Raw genomic sequence first — 16,734 nt, 5'->3', positions numbered from 1 at the left:
CGCATATGATGGTCTTTTCAGGCTAGAAGCGGCTTATAGGCAAATGTATCCGTGAACGGAACCCCATAATTTTCGGAATCGACAGGAATCGGAAAGGGCTAGCCGAGGCTCGGCATAACGAGGGCACGAATCTCGCCAGGAAGGGCCGGATTGCTGATCGCTTCCACCGCCTCGCCAAGGCCGATGCGGCGCGAAATCAGCGCTTCGACCTTGATCGCGCCTGATGCGATCAGGTCGGCGGCGCGCCGGTGTGTGAAGGGGTTGATGAACGAGCCGATCAGCCTGATTTCGCGAAACAGCAGGTCGAAGGGCTCGATCGACACTTTCGATCCCTGCGGCATGACGCCGAGAATCACGACTGTGCCGCCATGACGGGCAAGGGCAGGGGCCTGCTCGACGGTCTCGGCGACGCCGGCGCATTCGATGACGACATCGGCGCCGCCCGGTAGCAGGCCATCCGGCGCGGTGATGTGTTTGATGATCTCGCCATCACCAGGGTCGGCGGTCGCCGTCGCGCCGAGTCTTTCGGCCAGCCGCCGCTTGTCGGCGCTGCGGGTGACGAGCACGACGTCGGTGGCGCCGGCAAGGCGCGCGAGTTGCACGACCAGCAGGCCGATGACGCCGCCGCCCAATACGACCACAGACGAGCCGGTCCTGATCTCGGCCAGATCGACGCCGTGCAGGCAGCAGGCGAGTGGTTCGCAGAAGGCGCCGTGGAGGGGATCGAGGTCATCGGGTAGCGCAAACGCCTGTTTTTGCGGGACGATCACATACTCCGCGAAGCCGCCGTCGCGGCTGATGCCGATTGCCTGGAGGTTGCGGCAAAGATTGACGCGGCCGCGCTGGCACTGCTCGCATTGGCCGCAAGAGATGTTCGGGTCGCCGGTGATGCGCATGCCCTTCCGAAAACCGCTGACGGCGGGGCCGATCTCCTCGATGATGCCGGTGAATTCGTGACCGAGCGTAACGGGTGGTCTGGATGGGAATTCGCCGTGAAGCAGGTGCCTTTCGGTACCGCATATGCCGCAGGCCTCGACGCGGACAAGCAGCTCGCCCGGACCGGGGCTGGGCTTTTCCACCTCAATGAACGAGAGTTTCCCGATTGCTTCCAGCCGCACTGCCTTCATGCCCAGTTCTCCTCCGATATCTCCCTCGTGCAGAAGGGGCGAAAGCAAGGCGCGCGTCAAGCGCCTGTCGTGGCCACGAAGGGCGGATAGGCGTGGTTGAAATCGGCTGGAATTTCCCATTCCCCCGGATATATAAGAGATGAGAGAGCAAGCAGTCTCTGCGGGGAGATCATCATGGAATGGAAAGGCCGGCGTCAGTCCGACAATATCGAGGATCGTCGCGGTGATCCTTCCATGGGTGGATTGGGACGAGGGGGCGGCTTCAGCTTTCCCTCCGGCGGCGGCATGGGCCGGCGCGGTGGCGGGCTCAGCATCGGCACCATCATCTTCCTCGTCGTGATCTATCTGATCTTCAAGGCCATGGGCATCGACCTCCTGCAGGTGATGGATGGCGGCATGTCCAGCGGCCCGGGCTATGAGCAGAGCCAGTCCGGCGGCAGCCAGACCCCCGCCAACGACGAGATGACCGCCTTCGTGCGCACAGTGCTCGCCGAGACCGAGGATACGTGGCAGGGCATCTTCCAATCGATGGGCCGTCAATACGAGGATCCAAAGCTGGTGCTGTTCTCTGGGCAGACGCAGTCGGGTTGCGGCTTTGCCTCGGCCGCGACGGGACCGTTCTACTGCCCGCAGGACCGGAAGGTCTATCTCGACACCGCATTCTTCAACGAGCTCAGCCGCAAGTTCGGTGCATCGGGCGATTTCGCCGAGGCCTATGTCGTCTCGCACGAAGTCGGCCATCATGTGCAGAACCTGCTCGGCATCCTGCCCAAGTTCAACGAAGCGCGTCAGCGCATGAGCGAGGCCGATGCCAACAAGATGTCGGTACGTGTCGAGCTGCAAGCTGATTGTTTCGCCGGCATCTGGGGCAAGTTTACCCAGCAGAAGGGTATTCTCGAAGCAGGCGACCTCGAGGAGGCGCTGAATGCCGCGCAACAGATCGGCGACGATACGCTGCAGAAGCGCAGCCAGGGCTATGTCGTGCCGGAGAGCTTCAACCACGGCACCTCGGCGCAGCGCGTGAAATGGTTCAAGCGCGGCTTCGACACCGGCCAGATGCAGGCCTGCGATACCTTCTCCGGCCCGGTCTGACGGTTGCAGGTCCCGACGCCGGGACTGCATTCACCAGCTTTCGTCTCGTGCGCCCCTGTGCGATAGTTCTGCTCAATTTGAGCCGATCGTGCGGGAAAATGCACAATGGATGATCTTCCACTTAGCGACCTCGATGCCTTCACGGCAATCGCCAGGGAGAGAAGCTTTCGCGCGGCGGCGCGCAAGCGGGGCGTTTCGGCCTCGTCACTCAGCGACTCCCTTAGAAGGTTGGAGGAGCGGCTGGGCGTTCGGCTTCTCAACCGGACGACGCGCAGCGTGACGCCGACGGAAGCCGGGCAGCGGCTTCTCGAACGACTGGCACCCGCGCTGGGGGAGGTCGCGTCGGCTCTCGGGCAACTCGACAGCTTCCGTGAGGGACCATCCGGAACGCTCAGGCTTAACGTGCCGACGATCGCGGCGCGCTCCTTCCTGTCCGATATCATCAACCGATTTCTGAAGGCCTATCCGAAGGTGCGCATCGAGGTGATCGGCGAGGACAGTTTCATAGATGTGCTCGGTGCCGGCTATGATGCGGGCATTCGCTATGACGAGCGGCTGGAGCGCGACATGATCGCCGTGCCGATCGGCCCGCGCCGGCAGCGCTATGTGACGGCCGCGTCGCCCGATTATCTCAAGCGTCGCGGCATGCCGAAGCATCCCCGCGATCTCATCGACCACGATTGCATCATCCACCGGTTCCTGAGCGGGACGAGCGCGACGCCGTGGGAATTCGACCGGGATGGTGAGACGCTGATGATCACGCCGACGGGGCAGGTGTCGGCCAATGCTATCGAGATCGAAGTGGGAGCCGCCGTTGCAGGCCTCGGCGTCATGCGCACCTTCGAAGAGGTGGTGATGCCCGAGGTCGAGGCAGGGCGACTGGAGCTCATTCTGGAGGAGTGGGTGACCGAATTCTCCGGACCCTTCCTCTATTACGCCAGCCGTCGCCATATGCCGGCGGCGCTACGCGCCTTCGTCGACTTCATCAAGACGGAACCACAAAAACAGCGCTAGGTGCGCGCTTTGTTCCGGTTCGCCATCAACGGAAGTCGTGAGCCTATCAAAACAATTGAAATGTTCACGTATTGTTTCGCTCTTTTGCCTGCGGTATGTAGAACGGGCGGCGATGAGATCGTCTTTCCAGAAAACAAACAGCTGTAGAGACCTCGCATGCTCGACCCAAAATTCGTCCGCCGCGGCCTTTTCCTCGTCTTCATGATCCTGTTTCTCGACGTGATCGGGATCGCGATCATCATGCCGGTGCTGCCCGTCTATCTTGAGCAGCTCACAGGCGGTTCGGTCAGCGATGCGGCGCTCGATGGCGGCTGGTTGCTCGTCGTCTATGCCGGCATGCAGTTCCTGTTCGCGCCGTTGCTCGGCAATCTGAGCGATCGCTTCGGGAGAAGGCCGGTGCTGTTGCTCTCGGTTTTGACCTTCGCCATCGACAATCTGATCTGCGCGGTGGCGACCAGTTTCTGGATGCTGTTCATCGGGCGCATGCTGGCGGGGTTGAGCGGCGGCAGCTTCGCGACTTGCTCGGCCTATATCGCCGACATCAGCAATGAAGAGAACCGCGCCAAGAATTTCGGCCTCATCGGCATCGCCTTCGGCGTCGGCTTTACTGTCGGCCCCGTCATCGGTGGATTTCTCGGCGAGTTCGGGCCGCGCGTGCCGTTTTATGGCGCGGCTGCGGTCTCGTTCCTCAATTTCGTCGCGGCCTGCTTCCTGCTGCCCGAGACGCTCGATGCGAAAAACCGGCGCCATTTCGAATGGAAGCGGGCCAACCCGCTGGGCGCGTTGAAGCAGATGCGAAACTATCCCGGCATCGGTTGGATCGCCGCCGTCATGTTCCTGTTCTGGCTGGCGCATGCGGTCTATCCGGCCGTCTGGTCGTTCGTCACCAGCTATCGCTACAATTGGAGCGAGGGCGAGATCGGGCTTTCGCTCGGTATTTACGGGATCGGGGCCGCCGTCGTCATGGCGCTGGTGCTGCCCAGGATCGTGCCCGTTCTCGGTGAATGGAAGACAGCGGTGGTCGGGCTCTGTTTCTCGGTGGTGGGCCTCACGGGCTATGCATTCGCCTGGGAGGGATGGGTGGTCTATGCGGTCATCGTGCTGACCGTGATGGAAAACATCGCCGATCCGCCGCTTCGCAGCATCGCGGCCGGCAAGGTGCCGCCCTCGGCGCAAGGCGAGCTGCAGGGGGCGTTAACGAGCCTTTCCAGCATCACGACGATCATTGGCCCGCTGATCTTCACGCAGATGTTCGGCTATTTCACCAAGCCGGATGCGCCGGTCACCTTCGCGGGCGCGCCGTTCTTGATGGCGGCGTTCTTCATCCTGATCGCCACGCTGGTGTTTCTCTTCAGGGTACGGGTCTCCAAGACCGGCAAGGCGCTCGGTCAGGCAGCCGAGTGATCGATCAGAATCGATGATGTGATGATGAATATTTCATCACCTGCATGTTTTTGGGTGTCGTTTCCTTGGGATTTCGGCTAGAGCCTTGGTCATATTGTCGCGCTTTGCGCCCATTTTGCATCAAGTCACAGGACACCGTCATGGATACGCCGATCGACGCGCGAAAGCTGGCGCCGACAACCGATAACCGTTGGAGCGCGCATATCCGCGCGACGCTGGCGCTCGGCGTGCCGCTGATCGGTGCGCAGCTGGCCCAACTCGGCATCAACACCACCGACGTGATGATCGTCGGGCGGCTGGGCGCCGAGCATCTGGCGGCCATGGTGCTGGCCGGCCAGTTCCTGTTCACGATCCTCGTCTTCGGCTCCGGTTTCTCGATCGCCGTCATTCCGATGGTGGCGCAGGCCTATGGCCGTGGCGACGTCGTCAGCGTGCGCCGGTCGCTGCGCATGGGCCTGTGGGTGGTTATCGCTTTCTGGGTGCTGATGCTGCCGGCCTTCTTCAAATCGGAGCAGATATTGCTCGCCGCTGGGCAAAAGCCCGAGGTGGCGGCGCTGGCGCATAGCTATATCGTCATCGGCCAGTTCGCGGTGCTGCCGGGGCTGCTCTACAACGTGCTGCGCTCGCTGGTGAGTGCTATCGGCAAGGCCGCCGTCATTCTCAACGTCACGATCGCCATGCTGGTGCTGAACGCGGTCTTTGCCTACGTGCTCGTGCTCGGCCATTTCGGCCTGCCGGCCATGGGGTTGCGCGGTGCGGCGATCGTGTCGGTGCTGGTGCAGACGGCGGGCTTCTTCTTCATTCTGGCTTACGTCCAGAGCCGGCCGGAAACCCGGCGTTACGAAATCCTGGTTCGCTTCTGGCGGCCGGACTGGAAGGCCTTCTTCGAGGTCGTGCGTCTGGGGTTGCCGATCAGCGTCACCATTCTTGCCGAAGTCAGCCTGTTCACCATGGCGTCGCTGTTGATGGGCCGGATCGGCACCATCGAGCTTGCAGCGCACGGCATCGCGCTGCAGTGGGCATCGATCGCCTTCATGATCCCGCTCGGCCTTTCGCAGGCGGCGACCGTCCGGGTCGGCGTCGCGCACGGGCAGGGAGATCGCGTGGCGCTGGTGCGCGCGGCCGTGTCCGTATCCGTGCTCGCCTGTGTCATTTCGGCTATCGGCGGGTTGCTGTTTGCGATCATGCCCGGTTTCTTCGCGGGCTGGTTCCTCGACACCCACTCGGCCGAGGCGCCGCAGGTGCTTGCCTATGCCGGACCGCTGATCGTGATCGCCGGGCTGTTCCAGCTGGTCGATGGTCTGCAGGCGATCGCCAACGGCCTGCTGCGCGGGCTGAAGGATGCACGCGTGCCGATGATCCTGGCGCTGATCGCCTATTGGCCGATCGGCTTCTTCCTGGCCTGGGCGCTGGCGTTTCCGCTGGGGCTCGGCGGCATCGGCATCTGGCTCGGCTTTCTGATCGGATTGTTCACGGCCGCGCTTATGCTGTGCGCGCGGTTCTACATCCTGATGCGGCGCGAGGTTTAAACCTGGCGTCGCTTAACTGCGGGTGTTCGGCTGCGGATTGGCGAAGACCTTCGACCCGCGTTGATGCCAGAGCGATACCAGCGCCCGGCGGGCCGGGGTCTCGATGCATTCGTAGCTGATCCAGGCGATCAGCAGGGCCGCGACGAGGGCCATTGGGACGACTACATAAAGCGGCATTGTTGACGACAGGGCGTTGCCCATCAGGAACATCACCGGCACGTGGAAGAGATAGAGCGAGAAGCTGATCTTGCCGAGAAAGCGCATCGGTGCGGCGGCGAAGACGGCTGCTGAAATCCGATGCTCCTGCGCCACCAATAGAACCGCGAGCGCGCCGGCGAAGGCGGGCGCCAGTCCCCAGGCGTTGTCAGCATTGGGAAACAGGTGGTTCGATATCAGGATGAAGAAGGGCAGCGTCAGCGCCAATATGCCCGTGGTGATGCCATCCAACCGATCTTTCAGCCGCGATTGGAGCCGGCCGACGGTGGCGCCGAGAAGGAAGAACGCGAGCTTCGAGACCAGCAGGATGCCGGGACCGGGGAAGCCGTCTAGCGCGTCGAGCGCCAAAAGGCCTGCAAGCAGGACGCCGATTGCCTGGTATCGCCTGGTGTCGCTGAAGAAAAGCCAGATCACCGGGAAGAGAAGGTAGAACTGGATTTCCGGCGGGACCGACCACAGGACGCCGGTTGAGCCCAGGAGCAGGACATGGCGCAGGATTTCCTTGCCGCCGTGGATCGGGTTGATGAAATCGAAGCCCGGAATGCTCGACAGAACCGCGACGACAAGCACTGCCACCAGATAGACCGGATAGATGCGCGAGAAGCGGCTGACCAGGAAGTCGGCTACTGCCTTGCGGCTGATCGGCCGGTCACCATAGAGATAGGCCATCAGGAAGCCGCTGAGAGCAAAGAAGATCGCCACCGCCCGGCCGCCGACACCTGTTATCATGAAGGGCGCGAGCGAGGGGAAGATCAGATCGAGGTGCGAGAAGACCACTGCCGCGGCGGCCATGCCGCGCAAGCCGTCGAGACTGGCTATGTGCTTCTTTTCCTGCATCGATGGCACCTTCGGCCGGCGTTGCGCGCGCCTGGGTGCGGATCATGAAATGCCGGCCTTAAATTGCTGTTAACAAATGACGGCAAGACCATGCCCAAAGCAGACATGAAAAGAGCGGCGCCGTGGTTTTCGGCGCCGCTCTCTTTAATTGATCTCTGTCTATTCGCTCAGCGTTCGGCCAGTGCCGCTTCGCCCTTCTTTTCGCGCACCATGTTGATGAAGCGGCGGAAGAGGTAGTGGCTGTCCTGCGGGCCGGGGGAGGCTTCCGGGTGGTGCTGGACGGAGAAGATCTGCTTGCCTGAAACGCGCAGGCCGCAGTTCGTGCCGTCGAAGAGCGAAACGTGAGTCTCCTCAACACCTTCGGGCAGCGACTTCGTGTCGACCGCGAAGCCGTGGTTCATCGAGACGATCTCGACCTTGCCCGTCGTGTGGTCCTTGACCGGATGGTTGGCGCCGTGGTGGCCTTGGTGCATCTTTTCGGTCTTGGCGCCGAGCGCCAGGCCCAGCATCTGGTGGCCGAGGCAGATGCCGAAGAGCGGAATATCCGTTTTGATCAGCGACTGGATGACCGGAACGGCGTATTCGCCGGTTGCGGCCGGATCGCCCGGGCCGTTTGACAGGAAGATGCCGTCGGGCTGCATGGCAAGCACTTCCTCGGCGCTCGTCGTTGCCGGCATCACGGTGACTTTGCAATCGAGGCCGGCAAACAGGCGCAGGATGTTGCGCTTGACGCCGTAGTCGAGGCAGACGACGTGGTACTTGGCGTCCTCGGCTTTCAGTTCGCCGTAGCCTTCGTTCCAGACCCACGGGGTCTGCGACCACTGCGAGGACTGGCCGGAGGAGGCGATCTTGGCGAGGTCGAGGCCTTCGAGGCCGCTCCAGGCCTTGGCTTCTGCCTTCAACGTGTCGATGTCGAAGACGCCGTTCGGATCGTGGGCGATGACGGCGTTCGGCGCGCCGTTTTCACGGATCCAGGCGGTGAGCGCGCGGGTATCGATGCCGCAAAGACCGATGACGCCACGGGCCTTCAGCCAGGCGTCGAGGTGCTTGGCGGCGCGGTAGTTGGACGGGTCGGTCATGTCGGCCTTGAAGATGACGCCGACCGCGCCGTGGCGTGCTGCTGGCGTCAGGTCTTCGATGTCTTCTTCATTGGTGCCGATGTTGCCGATATGCGGGAAGGTGAAGGTGACGATCTGGCCGAGGTAGGAGGGATCGGTCATGATCTCTTCGTAGCCTGTTAGCGCGGTGTTGAAGACCACTTCGGCCTGGACCTTGCCGGTCGCACCGATGCCCTTGCCTTCGATCACTGTGCCATCCGCCAGAACGAGCAGGGCGGTCGGCTTTTCGGTTGTCCAGGGTGCTGTCGCGGTCATCTTCATCCCGTTTCCGGCCGCCAGACGTCCTTGGGCAACGTTGGCCGGCCATTTTGGTTCGCAAGCGTGTACGCGCGGCAAGGCGCGCGCTCTCAGGCCTGATCACGAATTTTGGTGCAGGTGGCGGTAAATAGCCACGCTATTTCCTGAGGTCAATCTTTGTACCGCAGATTCTAAGGGTTTTCTGCCGCTTTATGTCGCGCGTTTCGCAATTTATTTGATCCCACGCATTCGTCTGGTTTATGAAGCGGCATTCAAACAGGAGTGTTTATGATGTTGCGCGATCAACTCGCCGCCGCCCTCAAGGATGCGATGAAATCCAAGAATGCCGAGCGTCTTTCGACCGTTCGCCTGATCCAGGCCGCGATCAAGGACCGTGATATCGCCAATCGCGGCGCCGGCAAGGAAGAGGCCAGCGACGACGAAATCCTGCAGATCCTGGCCAAGATGGTGAAGCAGCGCGACGAATCGGCGAAGATCTACGACGAGAACGCCCGCCCGGAGCTCGCCGCCAAGGAGCGCGCCGAAATCAAAGTCGTGCAGGACTTCATGCCGAAGCAGCTCTCCGATTCGGATGTGCGCGCCAACATCGCGGCGATCATCGCCGAGACGGGTGCTGCCGGTCCGAAGGACATGGGCAAGGTGATGGCGGTGCTCAAGGAGCGCTATGCCGGCCAGATGGATTTCTCCAAGGCGTCGGGTGCCGTCAAGGAACTCTTGAACTGATCGATCAAGCTAGGCGCGCGGTCTTCGGGACCGCGGGCCCCAGCACGCTTGCGGCTGCGGCGTCGATGACGGCGAATTTCGCGGCCTGATAGCCCCAATATTCCCGCACGAACTTCATAGACATCCAGGTCTCGCCCTTGAACGAGGCCTCCGACCAGCCGATGCTGCCCATCTCGGCTGCCTGCGACAGCAGTCGCTTCAGATGCGTGTTGGATATCATGAACTGGTCGCGGATCTCCTTCAGCGACAGCCTGCCGATCGCGACGCGCTCCATCGACGTGTCGAAAGAGGTTATCCGCGTCATGAGCAGATCCATGACGAGGCCGCCGGAATTCGCCCAGTTGAAGAGATTGTAGGTGGTGCCGGGATCGCGCACCGCGTCGCTGTCGATGATGCCCTTGGCGATCAACGGCTGCATGCGGGCAAACACCATCGGATCCTTCATCGCCGCCTCGAGACGATGGCCGCCATCGAGGTTGTCGAGGATCATCAGGTGGGCGGCGAGCCATTTGTGGAAGTGTTCCATCGCCGTTTCGGTCGGCTCCAGCAGGCGCGTGCGCTTGTCGGATGGGCTTTCGACCGGGCGCAGGAAGCGATAGGCGAGCATTTCCTGCATGAAGGCGGCCGCCGTGTTGCGGCTGGCGATCTTCTTTTCGATGGCGAATGAAATGAAACGGCCGGAGTAGAGGCCGCCCTTGGGATCGTCGGGGTAGCCGAAATAAAGCGCGAATCCGAGTTGCGCCATCAACCAGCGTTGCTGGGCGGCGAATATCGACGCGATGCGCGGGCTTTCGCGGTAGATCGCGAGCATTTCGCGCGCGAATTCCAGAACCAACGCGAAAAATGCGTCACTCTCTAAAAATTCTTCAACCTTATGTGGCATGCTTGGCAACCATCCGAAGTTGCCGCCTTCATTGGACTTGCGACCAACGACTGTCAATCAATTGCTGGTGGAATCTGCCTGTGATAGGCAGTCACAATCCACAATATGAAACGTTAGGTAGAAATTAAAGAAGGCAGGAACTGGGGGCGTTCCTGCCTTCTTGCTCTTTGCTCCGGCTGACGACGCAGGACCTGGGTCCTCATCAGCGGGTATTTGCAAAGGCACCCTTGCAAGGCGGCGCCGGGGGTAGGGATGGTGCCTTGCGAGGGGATCGCTTTGTTGAGACTGACGTTATTGCGATGCGGCATCGGATTCAAATTACAAAAAAATAATAATTGGCGGGAATCGCCGCCTTAAAGCGAACACCAGTTGGGGTGTCCAGCTCGCAATCGGATTCGAGTCTCGGCCGTAAGGTCCTGTTTTATCTACCCGGAGCGAGCGCGTCATATCGCGGTTGGTGTCGTTTACGATGTACGGCAAGCTCTTGGCGCTTCGTGAATGCCTTCGACAGTCACGCTTTGTTGAAAGTTTCAGATACCCGCGTTGCCGGGTGCAGGTCATTGAAGCAACCTGTGTATAGCGTGGCTATCGGCCAAAGTTCATGGCATGCGCCCGGGAACTTGCTTATATGGAGGATAGCCAAGAGGTAGAAATGCGCTTTTCAAACTCCTTTCTCGACGAGATACGCGACCGCGTCCTGATTTCGGACGTGATCGGTCGCCGTGTGAGCTGGGACAAGCGCAAGACCAACGTCTCGCGCGCCGATTATTGGGCGTGCTGCCCGTTCCACGGCGAGAAGTCGCCGAGCTTCCACTGCGAGGACCGCAAGGGCCGCTACCATTGCTTCGGCTGTGGCGTGACCGGTGACCATTTCCGCTTCCTCACCGAACTCGAGGGCTTGAGCTTTCCCGAGGCGGTGCAGACGATCGCCGATATGGCCGGCGTGGCGATGCCCGTCGCCGATCCCGCCATGGAGAAGCGCGAGAAGGAGCGGACCACGCTTCTCGACGTGATGGAGATGGCGACACAGTTCTTCCAGGACCAGCTGCAGACGGCGAACGGCGCCCGCGCGCGCGCCTATCTGCGCGACCGCGGACTGACGGGGCGCACGATCGAGACCTTCCGTCTCGGCTTTGCGCCCGATAGCCGCAATGCGCTGAAGGAGCATCTGGCGGGCAAGGGGGCGTCGAAAGAGCAGATCGAGGCCTGCGGGCTGGTCGTGCACGGGCCGGAGATCCCGGTGTCTTACGATCGCTTCCGCGACCGCATCATGTTTCCGATCCTGTCTTCGCGCGAGAAGGTGATCGCCTTCGGTGGCCGCGCCATGTCGCCGGACGCGCCGGCCAAGTATCTCAATTCCAACGAGACGGAGCTCTTCCACAAGGGCAACGTGCTCTACAATTTCGCCCGCGCGCGGCGCTCGACGCAGGGCGCCAATGGCGAAGGCACGATCATTGCCGTTGAAGGCTATATGGACGTGATCGCGCTCCATCAGGCGGGCGTCGAGAACGCGGTGGCGCCGCTCGGCACGGCGCTGACCGAAAACCAGCTGGAGCTCCTCTGGAAGATGACGCCGCAGCCGGTGCTCTGCTTCGACGGCGACGGCGCCGGTATCCGCGCCGCCAACCGCGCGGCCGATCTGGCGCTGCCGCACATCAAGCCCGGCCGCACCGTGCGCTTCGCGCTTCTGCCTGACGGCAAGGACCCCGACGATCTCGTGCGCAACGAGGGGCGAGCGCCGTTCGACAAGGTTATGAGCCAGGCCAAACCGCTGGCCGAAATGATTTGGGCCCGCGAGTTGAAGACCGGCTCGTTCGAGACTCCGGAGGCGAAGGCCGAGCTCGAGGCGCGGCTGAGGCAGCTGGTGGCCGTGATCGCCGATGAGGATGTGCGCCGGCACTACCAGCAGGACATGCGCGACCGGCTGAACGGCTTCTTCCGGCCGCAGTTCCAGAACCGCGACGGCGGCGAGCGTCGCAATTTCGATCGCGGCGGTTTTGAGCGTGGCGGTGGGCAGGGGCGGGGACGCGGAAACGACGGCCCGCGCGGCGCGCGTGTTTCCGGCGGCGGCATTTCGGATCGGCTGGCCCGCTCCGGGCTGGTGCGCGGCCACCAGGAAACGCCGGCGCTGCGCGAGAGCGTCTTGGCGCTCACCGTCGTCAACCACCCGGCGCTGATGCAGGACGAATATGACGAGATCGCCTCGATCGATTACGACAGCCGCGAGCTGCAGCGGCTCTGGTCGGGCATGCTCGGGGCTGCGGCGGCTGTCGCCGGTCCGCATCTGACGCGCGATTATCTGATCGAGCGCCTGGAAGAGCAGGGCTTCGGCGGGCTGATCCAGACGCTGGAGCAGCAGATCCGCAATGCGCGGCTATGGATCGCCACCGAGCAGGCGGCGATGGAGGATGCGCGCGAAGGCTATCGTCAGGCGCTTGCCTTCCACAAGCGGTCCAAGGCGCTGCGCTGGCAGAAGATCGAGCTGGAAAAAGAGATCGCCGAGGCCACCGAAAGCGGCAACGAAGAGGTGATCGACCAGCTGATGCGGGCGCTACAGGAGGTTCATTTCGAGGGACTGCGGCTTGAGAACCAGGAAGCGATCATCGATGGCTTCGGCGTGCTCTCCGGCCGCGTCAAAGGGGCTGCGAGCCATTGATGGACGCGGCGGATACACGGTTTTCGGCGGGTGACGCGCTGTTTGGCGCAGAGCGCACGCCGCTTGGCATTCTCAACCACGTCTACGGCTATCCGGCCTTTCGCGGCAAGCAGCAGGCGGTCGTGGAGCATGTGGTCGATGGCGGCGATGCGCTGGTGCTGTTTCCGACGGGTGCCGGCAAATCGCTTTGCTTCCAGATCCCCGCGCTCTGCCGCGATGGCGTCGGCATCGTCGTTTCGCCGCTGATCGCGCTGATGCGCGACCAAGTGGAGGCGATGAAGCAGCTCGGCATCCGCGCAGCCGCGCTCAACTCGTCGCTGACGCGCGAGGAATATGTCGAGGTTCGCCGGGCGATCTCGTCGGGCAATCTCGACCTGCTTTACGTGACGCCGGAACGCATCCTGATGGAGGGGTTCCGCGATATCATCGGCAATTCCAGGATCGCCTTGTTCGCTATTGATGAAGCGCACTGTTTTGACGGATCGCCACGTCGCGCCAAAAAACAAGAGCTATCGCAGGTAGCAAACTAACTCGATCTAGCAGCCCCACGGTCAGCAGTGATCGAGCACGATATCCCTTCCATCAAGGTGCTTAACCCTTCTGGAAATATCCTCGGGGGTTTGGGGGCAGACAGCCCCCATTCTGAAAAAGAAAAAAATGCGAAGGGATGGTCGGCCGTTGACGCGCGGCGGATGCGCGCTGTTCAACGTCAAATCAGGACACTAAACTTAACCCTTCACGGTCATCGGCATCCCTGCCTGCACCGTAATTTCATAGTATCAATAATTTCTCTTATGTCAATGATTTTATTTGGGATTTTACGTCTATCACCTATGTTGACCCAGCGGATTCCGGTCACGCTCTTGAAGCAGGGCGCATCCCTCTCGGTGACGTAGGCTGCTCTAATAGCGGTAGACGTGAGAGCGCATCACTGCTCTTCCAATTTCGAAGGGGGAACCGGATGTTGAGCGGCGGTCTTTTTGTCGGCTTCTGGCGCCTTAGGCTCGGCGATTGCCTTAGCGCGCCGGGTCACCTTGTTCAGTCTCAGGATTTTACCCGCCGTGTTATGGTTGAAGAGACCCCAACCCCTCTTGCCCGCAGGCGCCACGAACTCGATCCCGCTCTTCTCGTAGAAATGCTGAAGAAGGACAACATACTGGGGTAGGTCGCGAACCCCGCGCTCGACCCTCTGGATCGTCGCTCTCGAAATTCCGGCATGCTTCTCCACCTCTTCCTGACTAAAGCCTAGGAACTCTCTTGCGACCTTTAGGATTTCTGGCGGTGCGATCAGCATAAGGATTCAATGCCATGTATCCACAGGTGCCGCAAACCGACGGACAAATATGTTGACGCCGAGCCATCTTAGGCGTCCATTAGACGCCTAAAGCATCTAATGGAGTTGTAAGAATGCTGAATCCTTCGAGAGACGTCTCGGTCGTCGGCCGAAATTTGCGAATCAGTGCCGCGGGGACAGGGCGCGTAAAGGCTGGGGCAGTCTGACATGTACCATCGCCTGGATAGCAAGGTCTTTGCCGAAACCTGCAACAACGCGGCGCGGTTCCTGATGCTCTGCGCGCTCCGACAAGCGCTCCGTGGAACCGAGCAGTTCAAGAACGATGCGAAGGGCATCATCATCTGCATAGTGGACAAGGAGTGGATCTGGCATGCCAAGTCCGCGGCGACTCTCCTTATGACCGGAGGAAGGGAGCGTTCGTACTATGACGACTTCCGCCGTCCGGTGCACATCATCGGGGAGACGCAACGGCGTACGACGCATAAGGGCGCCGAAGACTCCGCGGTCTTCCGGCCGGAGCATCAGGCCATCTATCTTGCAACATCGCTTGATGGGGTCAGGGCTGCGCTTCAGCTAGCGGCCGACGTCATTGTCAACATTTCACCGCCAACTGCGAGACACATCGTCGCCGCACGCAAGGTGCTGGGCGTCGGCGATGTCGACCTCCAGCTTGCCACGGCTATCGCAGAGCAACCGGCGGAAATCGTCATCGGTCTAACAGCTCGTCATTCGCTGAAGGAACTCGACATCGCCTCCTTGGTCAAACCGACCACAGGGCCTGACCGCTTGCCGAAGCTTTCGACGCTACCCGGATACGGTCCGGCCCGCCACTGGGTCGATGCGATCAAGCAGGACGTGAACGATTGGCGAGAAGACAGGATTCCATGGTCGGATGTCGATAGGGGCATCCTTCTCATGGGGCCGCCGGGTACGGGCAAGACGCTCTTCGGCACGGCGCTGGCAAACGAGCTAGGATTCGACCTCGTCAAGACGTCGGTTGGCGAATGGCAAGGAACGAACAGAGGGTACCTCGGCGACATGCTCTCGGCGATGTCCCGATCGTTTGCAGACGCCACGTCGCGCCGGGGCGCCGTACTGCTAGTAGACGAACTCGATGCGATCGGCGATCGCTCCACGATGAGGGGCGATCAAGCCTACTACGAGGGCAACGTCATCGGCAGGTTTCTCGACCTGACCACCCACGCGCTGGAGCAGCCGGGAACCATCATTGTCGGAGCGACGAACTACGCGCACCTGATAGATGGTGCCGTGCTGCGTTCCGGCCGTCTCGAAAAGCACGTGTACCTTGAACTGCCCGAGGACGAAGAGCGTGCGGAGATCTTTGCCTACCACCTCAATCAGGCCGTCGCCCCGAAAGATCTTCGCGAAATCACCGACAAGCTGGCGCTTGCGACCCCTGCCGATCTTGAAAAGCTGGCAAGAGCCGCAAAACGGGCGGCAAGGATTCGAAAAGGCGACATCGCGATCTCGGACATCAAAGCCATCCTTCCCGCACAGGTACCGCTACCGGAAACCGTCGTCCATCGCATCTGCGTTCATGAGACCGGGCACGCTTTGATGGCGATGGCGTCCGGGGTTGCAGACGTGATCAGTATCAGGGTCGAATCCCACATGGTTGAGGGCCAGCCCATCCAGGATGGAGGCCGGCTGCATTACAAGATGCACAACGAGGCGCTCCCGACCGAAAAGGATCTGTTGGCGAGGATCAGGATCATGCTGGGCGGCACCGCGGCCGAAGAGGTCGTATTCGGCACCCGGTCGATCGGGGCAGGGGGCGCCATCGGTAGCGATCTCGATCAGGCCACCAGGCTGGCTTACCGCCTGGTCGGCAGCTATGGGCTAGGCAAATGGCTTCGATATCAAGTCGGTGCGAACCGAGTTGACGAATCCTTTGTGCCGTCGCCTGAACTCCGCGCCGAGGTCGACGGGATCCTGGCTCGCGAGTATCGAGCGGCCAAGGAACTGCTCACCAAGGAGAAAACCCGCCTGCTGCGGCTGTCGGCCGAACTTGTCGTCGATCGCCATCTTCGTATCGAGAAGCGCTAACGCGACAATAAAGGATTCGAGCCGGGTGGCGACATGGAATTTACCGTCTATGGGCACGAGATCATTTCCGGCTCCGACATCGGTATGCATTTCTCCGCGACGCTCGAGGAGGCGAGGATCGCGGTCGCGGGATATCGAGAGGCAATGACGCAGATCGATCCGACGGGCGAATCCCTCGGCCGGCTGGGTATTCACGAACTGGTTGTCAGGACGCCAGACGTTGAAACGATGATCGTCCTCCTCAACTCCCCCTATTCGCTCCTTTCTTCCTGCCTGACCAGCAGGAGGCTCGTGGAGACTTTCGGGTGTTGAGGCGGGAGCTGTTGTGGCCACCGAGCCGTCACTGGCTACGAGGTTGGTCGATCTGCGTTATGTTTTGCAGAGACATAGCTGCTTCGGGGCTCTCCGCGGCCTAGCTGCCGGCGTCAACCAGTGCTGCGCGCGGCGATCAATTCTTATGGATTCGACGCCGACACGGTTATCAACTGAGCAGCAACCTCCCATAGGGATTCGTCG

14 protein-coding genes are annotated in these 16,734 nt (G+C 61.4%); 9 read left to right on the top strand and 5 right to left on the bottom strand.

All coding sequences use genetic code 11. The features are described from left to right. Nucleotides 1-98: 98 nt before the first annotated feature. A complete protein-coding gene (locus tag QTL96_RS05430) occupies nucleotides 99-1,127 on the bottom strand; it encodes a zinc-dependent alcohol dehydrogenase family protein (protein WP_289726974.1) in 1,029 nt (342 codons plus the stop codon). Nucleotides 1,128-1,301: 174 nt separating this feature from the next. Here QTL96_RS05430 and QTL96_RS05425 point away from each other — a divergent pair, with 174 nt between their 5' ends. The 4 genes from QTL96_RS05425 (at nucleotide 1,302) to QTL96_RS05410 (ending at nucleotide 6,166) form a co-directional block, all read left to right on the top strand. Then, complete coding sequence (locus QTL96_RS05425) at nucleotides 1,302-2,219, top strand: neutral zinc metallopeptidase (RefSeq protein ID WP_289726973.1); 918 nt, start codon at nucleotides 1,302-1,304, stop codon at nucleotides 2,217-2,219. Between the two features lie 105 nt (nucleotides 2,220-2,324). Beyond that, nucleotides 2,325-3,233: a LysR family transcriptional regulator gene (locus tag QTL96_RS05420; RefSeq protein WP_289726972.1), complete on the top strand. Its 909-nt coding sequence runs from the start codon at nucleotides 2,325-2,327 to the stop codon at nucleotides 3,231-3,233. A gap of 156 nt (nucleotides 3,234-3,389) precedes the next feature. Then, the gene (locus tag QTL96_RS05415) at nucleotides 3,390-4,637 is read left to right on the top strand and encodes a TCR/Tet family MFS transporter (protein WP_289726971.1); all 1,248 of its coding nucleotides are present in this window, start codon (nucleotides 3,390-3,392) and stop codon (nucleotides 4,635-4,637) included. Nucleotides 4,638-4,777: 140 nt separating this feature from the next. Next, complete coding sequence (locus QTL96_RS05410) at nucleotides 4,778-6,166, top strand: MATE family efflux transporter (RefSeq protein WP_289726970.1); 1,389 nt, start codon at nucleotides 4,778-4,780, stop codon at nucleotides 6,164-6,166. Nucleotides 6,167-6,178: 12 nt separating this feature from the next. Here the strand turns inward: QTL96_RS05410 and QTL96_RS05405 are convergent, their stop codons facing one another. Continuing rightward, on the bottom strand, nucleotides 6,179-7,219 hold the full coding sequence (locus QTL96_RS05405; protein ID WP_289726969.1) for an acyltransferase: 1,041 nt from the start codon (nucleotides 7,217-7,219) through the stop codon (nucleotides 6,179-6,181). Nucleotides 7,220-7,386: 167 nt separating this feature from the next. Next, entirely contained in the window at nucleotides 7,387-8,592 is a 1,206-nt protein-coding gene (carA, locus tag QTL96_RS05400; RefSeq protein ID WP_113010481.1) for a glutamine-hydrolyzing carbamoyl-phosphate synthase small subunit, read from the bottom strand. A gap of 273 nt (nucleotides 8,593-8,865) precedes the next feature. Here carA and QTL96_RS05395 point away from each other — a divergent pair, with 273 nt between their 5' ends. Further along, nucleotides 8,866-9,318 carry a GatB/YqeY domain-containing protein gene (locus tag QTL96_RS05395; protein WP_026282805.1) on the top strand — a complete coding sequence of 151 codons (453 nt, stop codon included), beginning with the start codon at nucleotides 8,866-8,868 and terminating at the stop codon, nucleotides 9,316-9,318. Nucleotides 9,319-9,322: 4 nt separating this feature from the next. Here QTL96_RS05395 and QTL96_RS05390 read toward each other — a convergent pair whose 3' ends face one another. Then, nucleotides 9,323-10,201, bottom strand: a complete 879-nt coding sequence (locus QTL96_RS05390) for a hypothetical protein (protein ID WP_289726968.1) — start codon at nucleotides 10,199-10,201, stop codon at nucleotides 9,323-9,325. 652 nt (nucleotides 10,202-10,853) lie between these two features. Here QTL96_RS05390 and dnaG point away from each other — a divergent pair. Then, nucleotides 10,854-12,857, top strand: coding sequence for a DNA primase (dnaG, locus tag QTL96_RS05385; RefSeq protein WP_289726967.1), 2,004 nt, complete (start codon nucleotides 10,854-10,856; stop codon nucleotides 12,855-12,857). Further along, nucleotides 12,857-13,387 carry a DEAD/DEAH box helicase gene (locus QTL96_RS05380; protein WP_289726966.1) on the top strand — a complete coding sequence of 177 codons (531 nt, stop codon included), beginning with the start codon at nucleotides 12,857-12,859 and terminating at the stop codon, nucleotides 13,385-13,387. The genes dnaG and QTL96_RS05380 overlap by 1 nt, the downstream gene beginning before the upstream one ends. Before the next feature lie 398 nt (nucleotides 13,388-13,785). Here QTL96_RS05380 and QTL96_RS05375 read toward each other — a convergent pair whose 3' ends face one another. Beyond that, entirely contained in the window at nucleotides 13,786-14,151 is a 366-nt protein-coding gene (locus tag QTL96_RS05375; protein ID WP_111562829.1) for a helix-turn-helix transcriptional regulator, read from the bottom strand. Between the two features lie 207 nt (nucleotides 14,152-14,358). Here QTL96_RS05375 and QTL96_RS05370 point away from each other — a divergent pair, with 207 nt between their 5' ends. Both QTL96_RS05370 and QTL96_RS05365 read left to right on the top strand, forming a co-directional pair. Further along, the gene (locus QTL96_RS05370; RefSeq protein ID WP_111562828.1) at nucleotides 14,359-16,218 is read left to right on the top strand and encodes an AAA family ATPase; all 1,860 of its coding nucleotides are present in this window, start codon (nucleotides 14,359-14,361) and stop codon (nucleotides 16,216-16,218) included. Between the two features lie 33 nt (nucleotides 16,219-16,251). After that, a complete protein-coding gene (locus QTL96_RS05365; RefSeq protein WP_289726965.1) occupies nucleotides 16,252-16,530 on the top strand; it encodes a hypothetical protein in 279 nt (92 codons plus the stop codon). Nucleotides 16,531-16,734 lie beyond the last annotated feature (204 nt).

The organism is Rhizobium sp. S163 (assembly GCF_030380805.1).
GTDB lineage: Bacteria > Pseudomonadota > Alphaproteobacteria > Rhizobiales > Rhizobiaceae > Rhizobium.
Note: the sequence above shows the minus strand (reverse complement) of the source record. Positions and strands in the feature narration are given on the sequence as shown.

What these genes read in the sequence shown, in the direction of transcription:
- carA (WP_113010481.1), bottom strand. Translation starts at nt 8,592, where the DNA reads ATGACCGCGACAGCACCCTGGACAACCGAAAAGCCGACCGCCCTGCTC.
- QTL96_RS05365 (WP_289726965.1), top strand. Translation starts at nt 16,252, where the DNA reads ATGGAATTTACCGTCTATGGGCACGAGATCATTTCCGGCTCCGACATC.
- QTL96_RS05395 (WP_026282805.1), top strand. Translation starts at nt 8,866, where the DNA reads ATGTTGCGCGATCAACTCGCCGCCGCCCTCAAGGATGCGATGAAATCC.
- QTL96_RS05410 (WP_289726970.1), top strand. Translation starts at nt 4,778, where the DNA reads ATGGATACGCCGATCGACGCGCGAAAGCTGGCGCCGACAACCGATAAC.
- QTL96_RS05405 (WP_289726969.1), bottom strand. Translation starts at nt 7,219, where the DNA reads ATGCAGGAAAAGAAGCACATAGCCAGTCTCGACGGCTTGCGCGGCATG.
- QTL96_RS05430 (WP_289726974.1), bottom strand. Translation starts at nt 1,127, where the DNA reads ATGAAGGCAGTGCGGCTGGAAGCAATCGGGAAACTCTCGTTCATTGAG.
- QTL96_RS05380 (WP_289726966.1), top strand. Translation starts at nt 12,857, where the DNA reads ATGGACGCGGCGGATACACGGTTTTCGGCGGGTGACGCGCTGTTTGGC.
- QTL96_RS05415 (WP_289726971.1), top strand. Translation starts at nt 3,390, where the DNA reads ATGCTCGACCCAAAATTCGTCCGCCGCGGCCTTTTCCTCGTCTTCATG.
- QTL96_RS05375 (WP_111562829.1), bottom strand. Translation starts at nt 14,151, where the DNA reads ATGCTGATCGCACCGCCAGAAATCCTAAAGGTCGCAAGAGAGTTCCTA.
- QTL96_RS05420 (WP_289726972.1), top strand. Translation starts at nt 2,325, where the DNA reads ATGGATGATCTTCCACTTAGCGACCTCGATGCCTTCACGGCAATCGCC.
- QTL96_RS05425 (WP_289726973.1), top strand. Translation starts at nt 1,302, where the DNA reads ATGGAATGGAAAGGCCGGCGTCAGTCCGACAATATCGAGGATCGTCGC.
- dnaG (WP_289726967.1), top strand. Translation starts at nt 10,854, where the DNA reads ATGCGCTTTTCAAACTCCTTTCTCGACGAGATACGCGACCGCGTCCTG.
- QTL96_RS05390 (WP_289726968.1), bottom strand. Translation starts at nt 10,201, where the DNA reads ATGCCACATAAGGTTGAAGAATTTTTAGAGAGTGACGCATTTTTCGCG.
- QTL96_RS05370 (WP_111562828.1), top strand. Translation starts at nt 14,359, where the DNA reads ATGTACCATCGCCTGGATAGCAAGGTCTTTGCCGAAACCTGCAACAAC.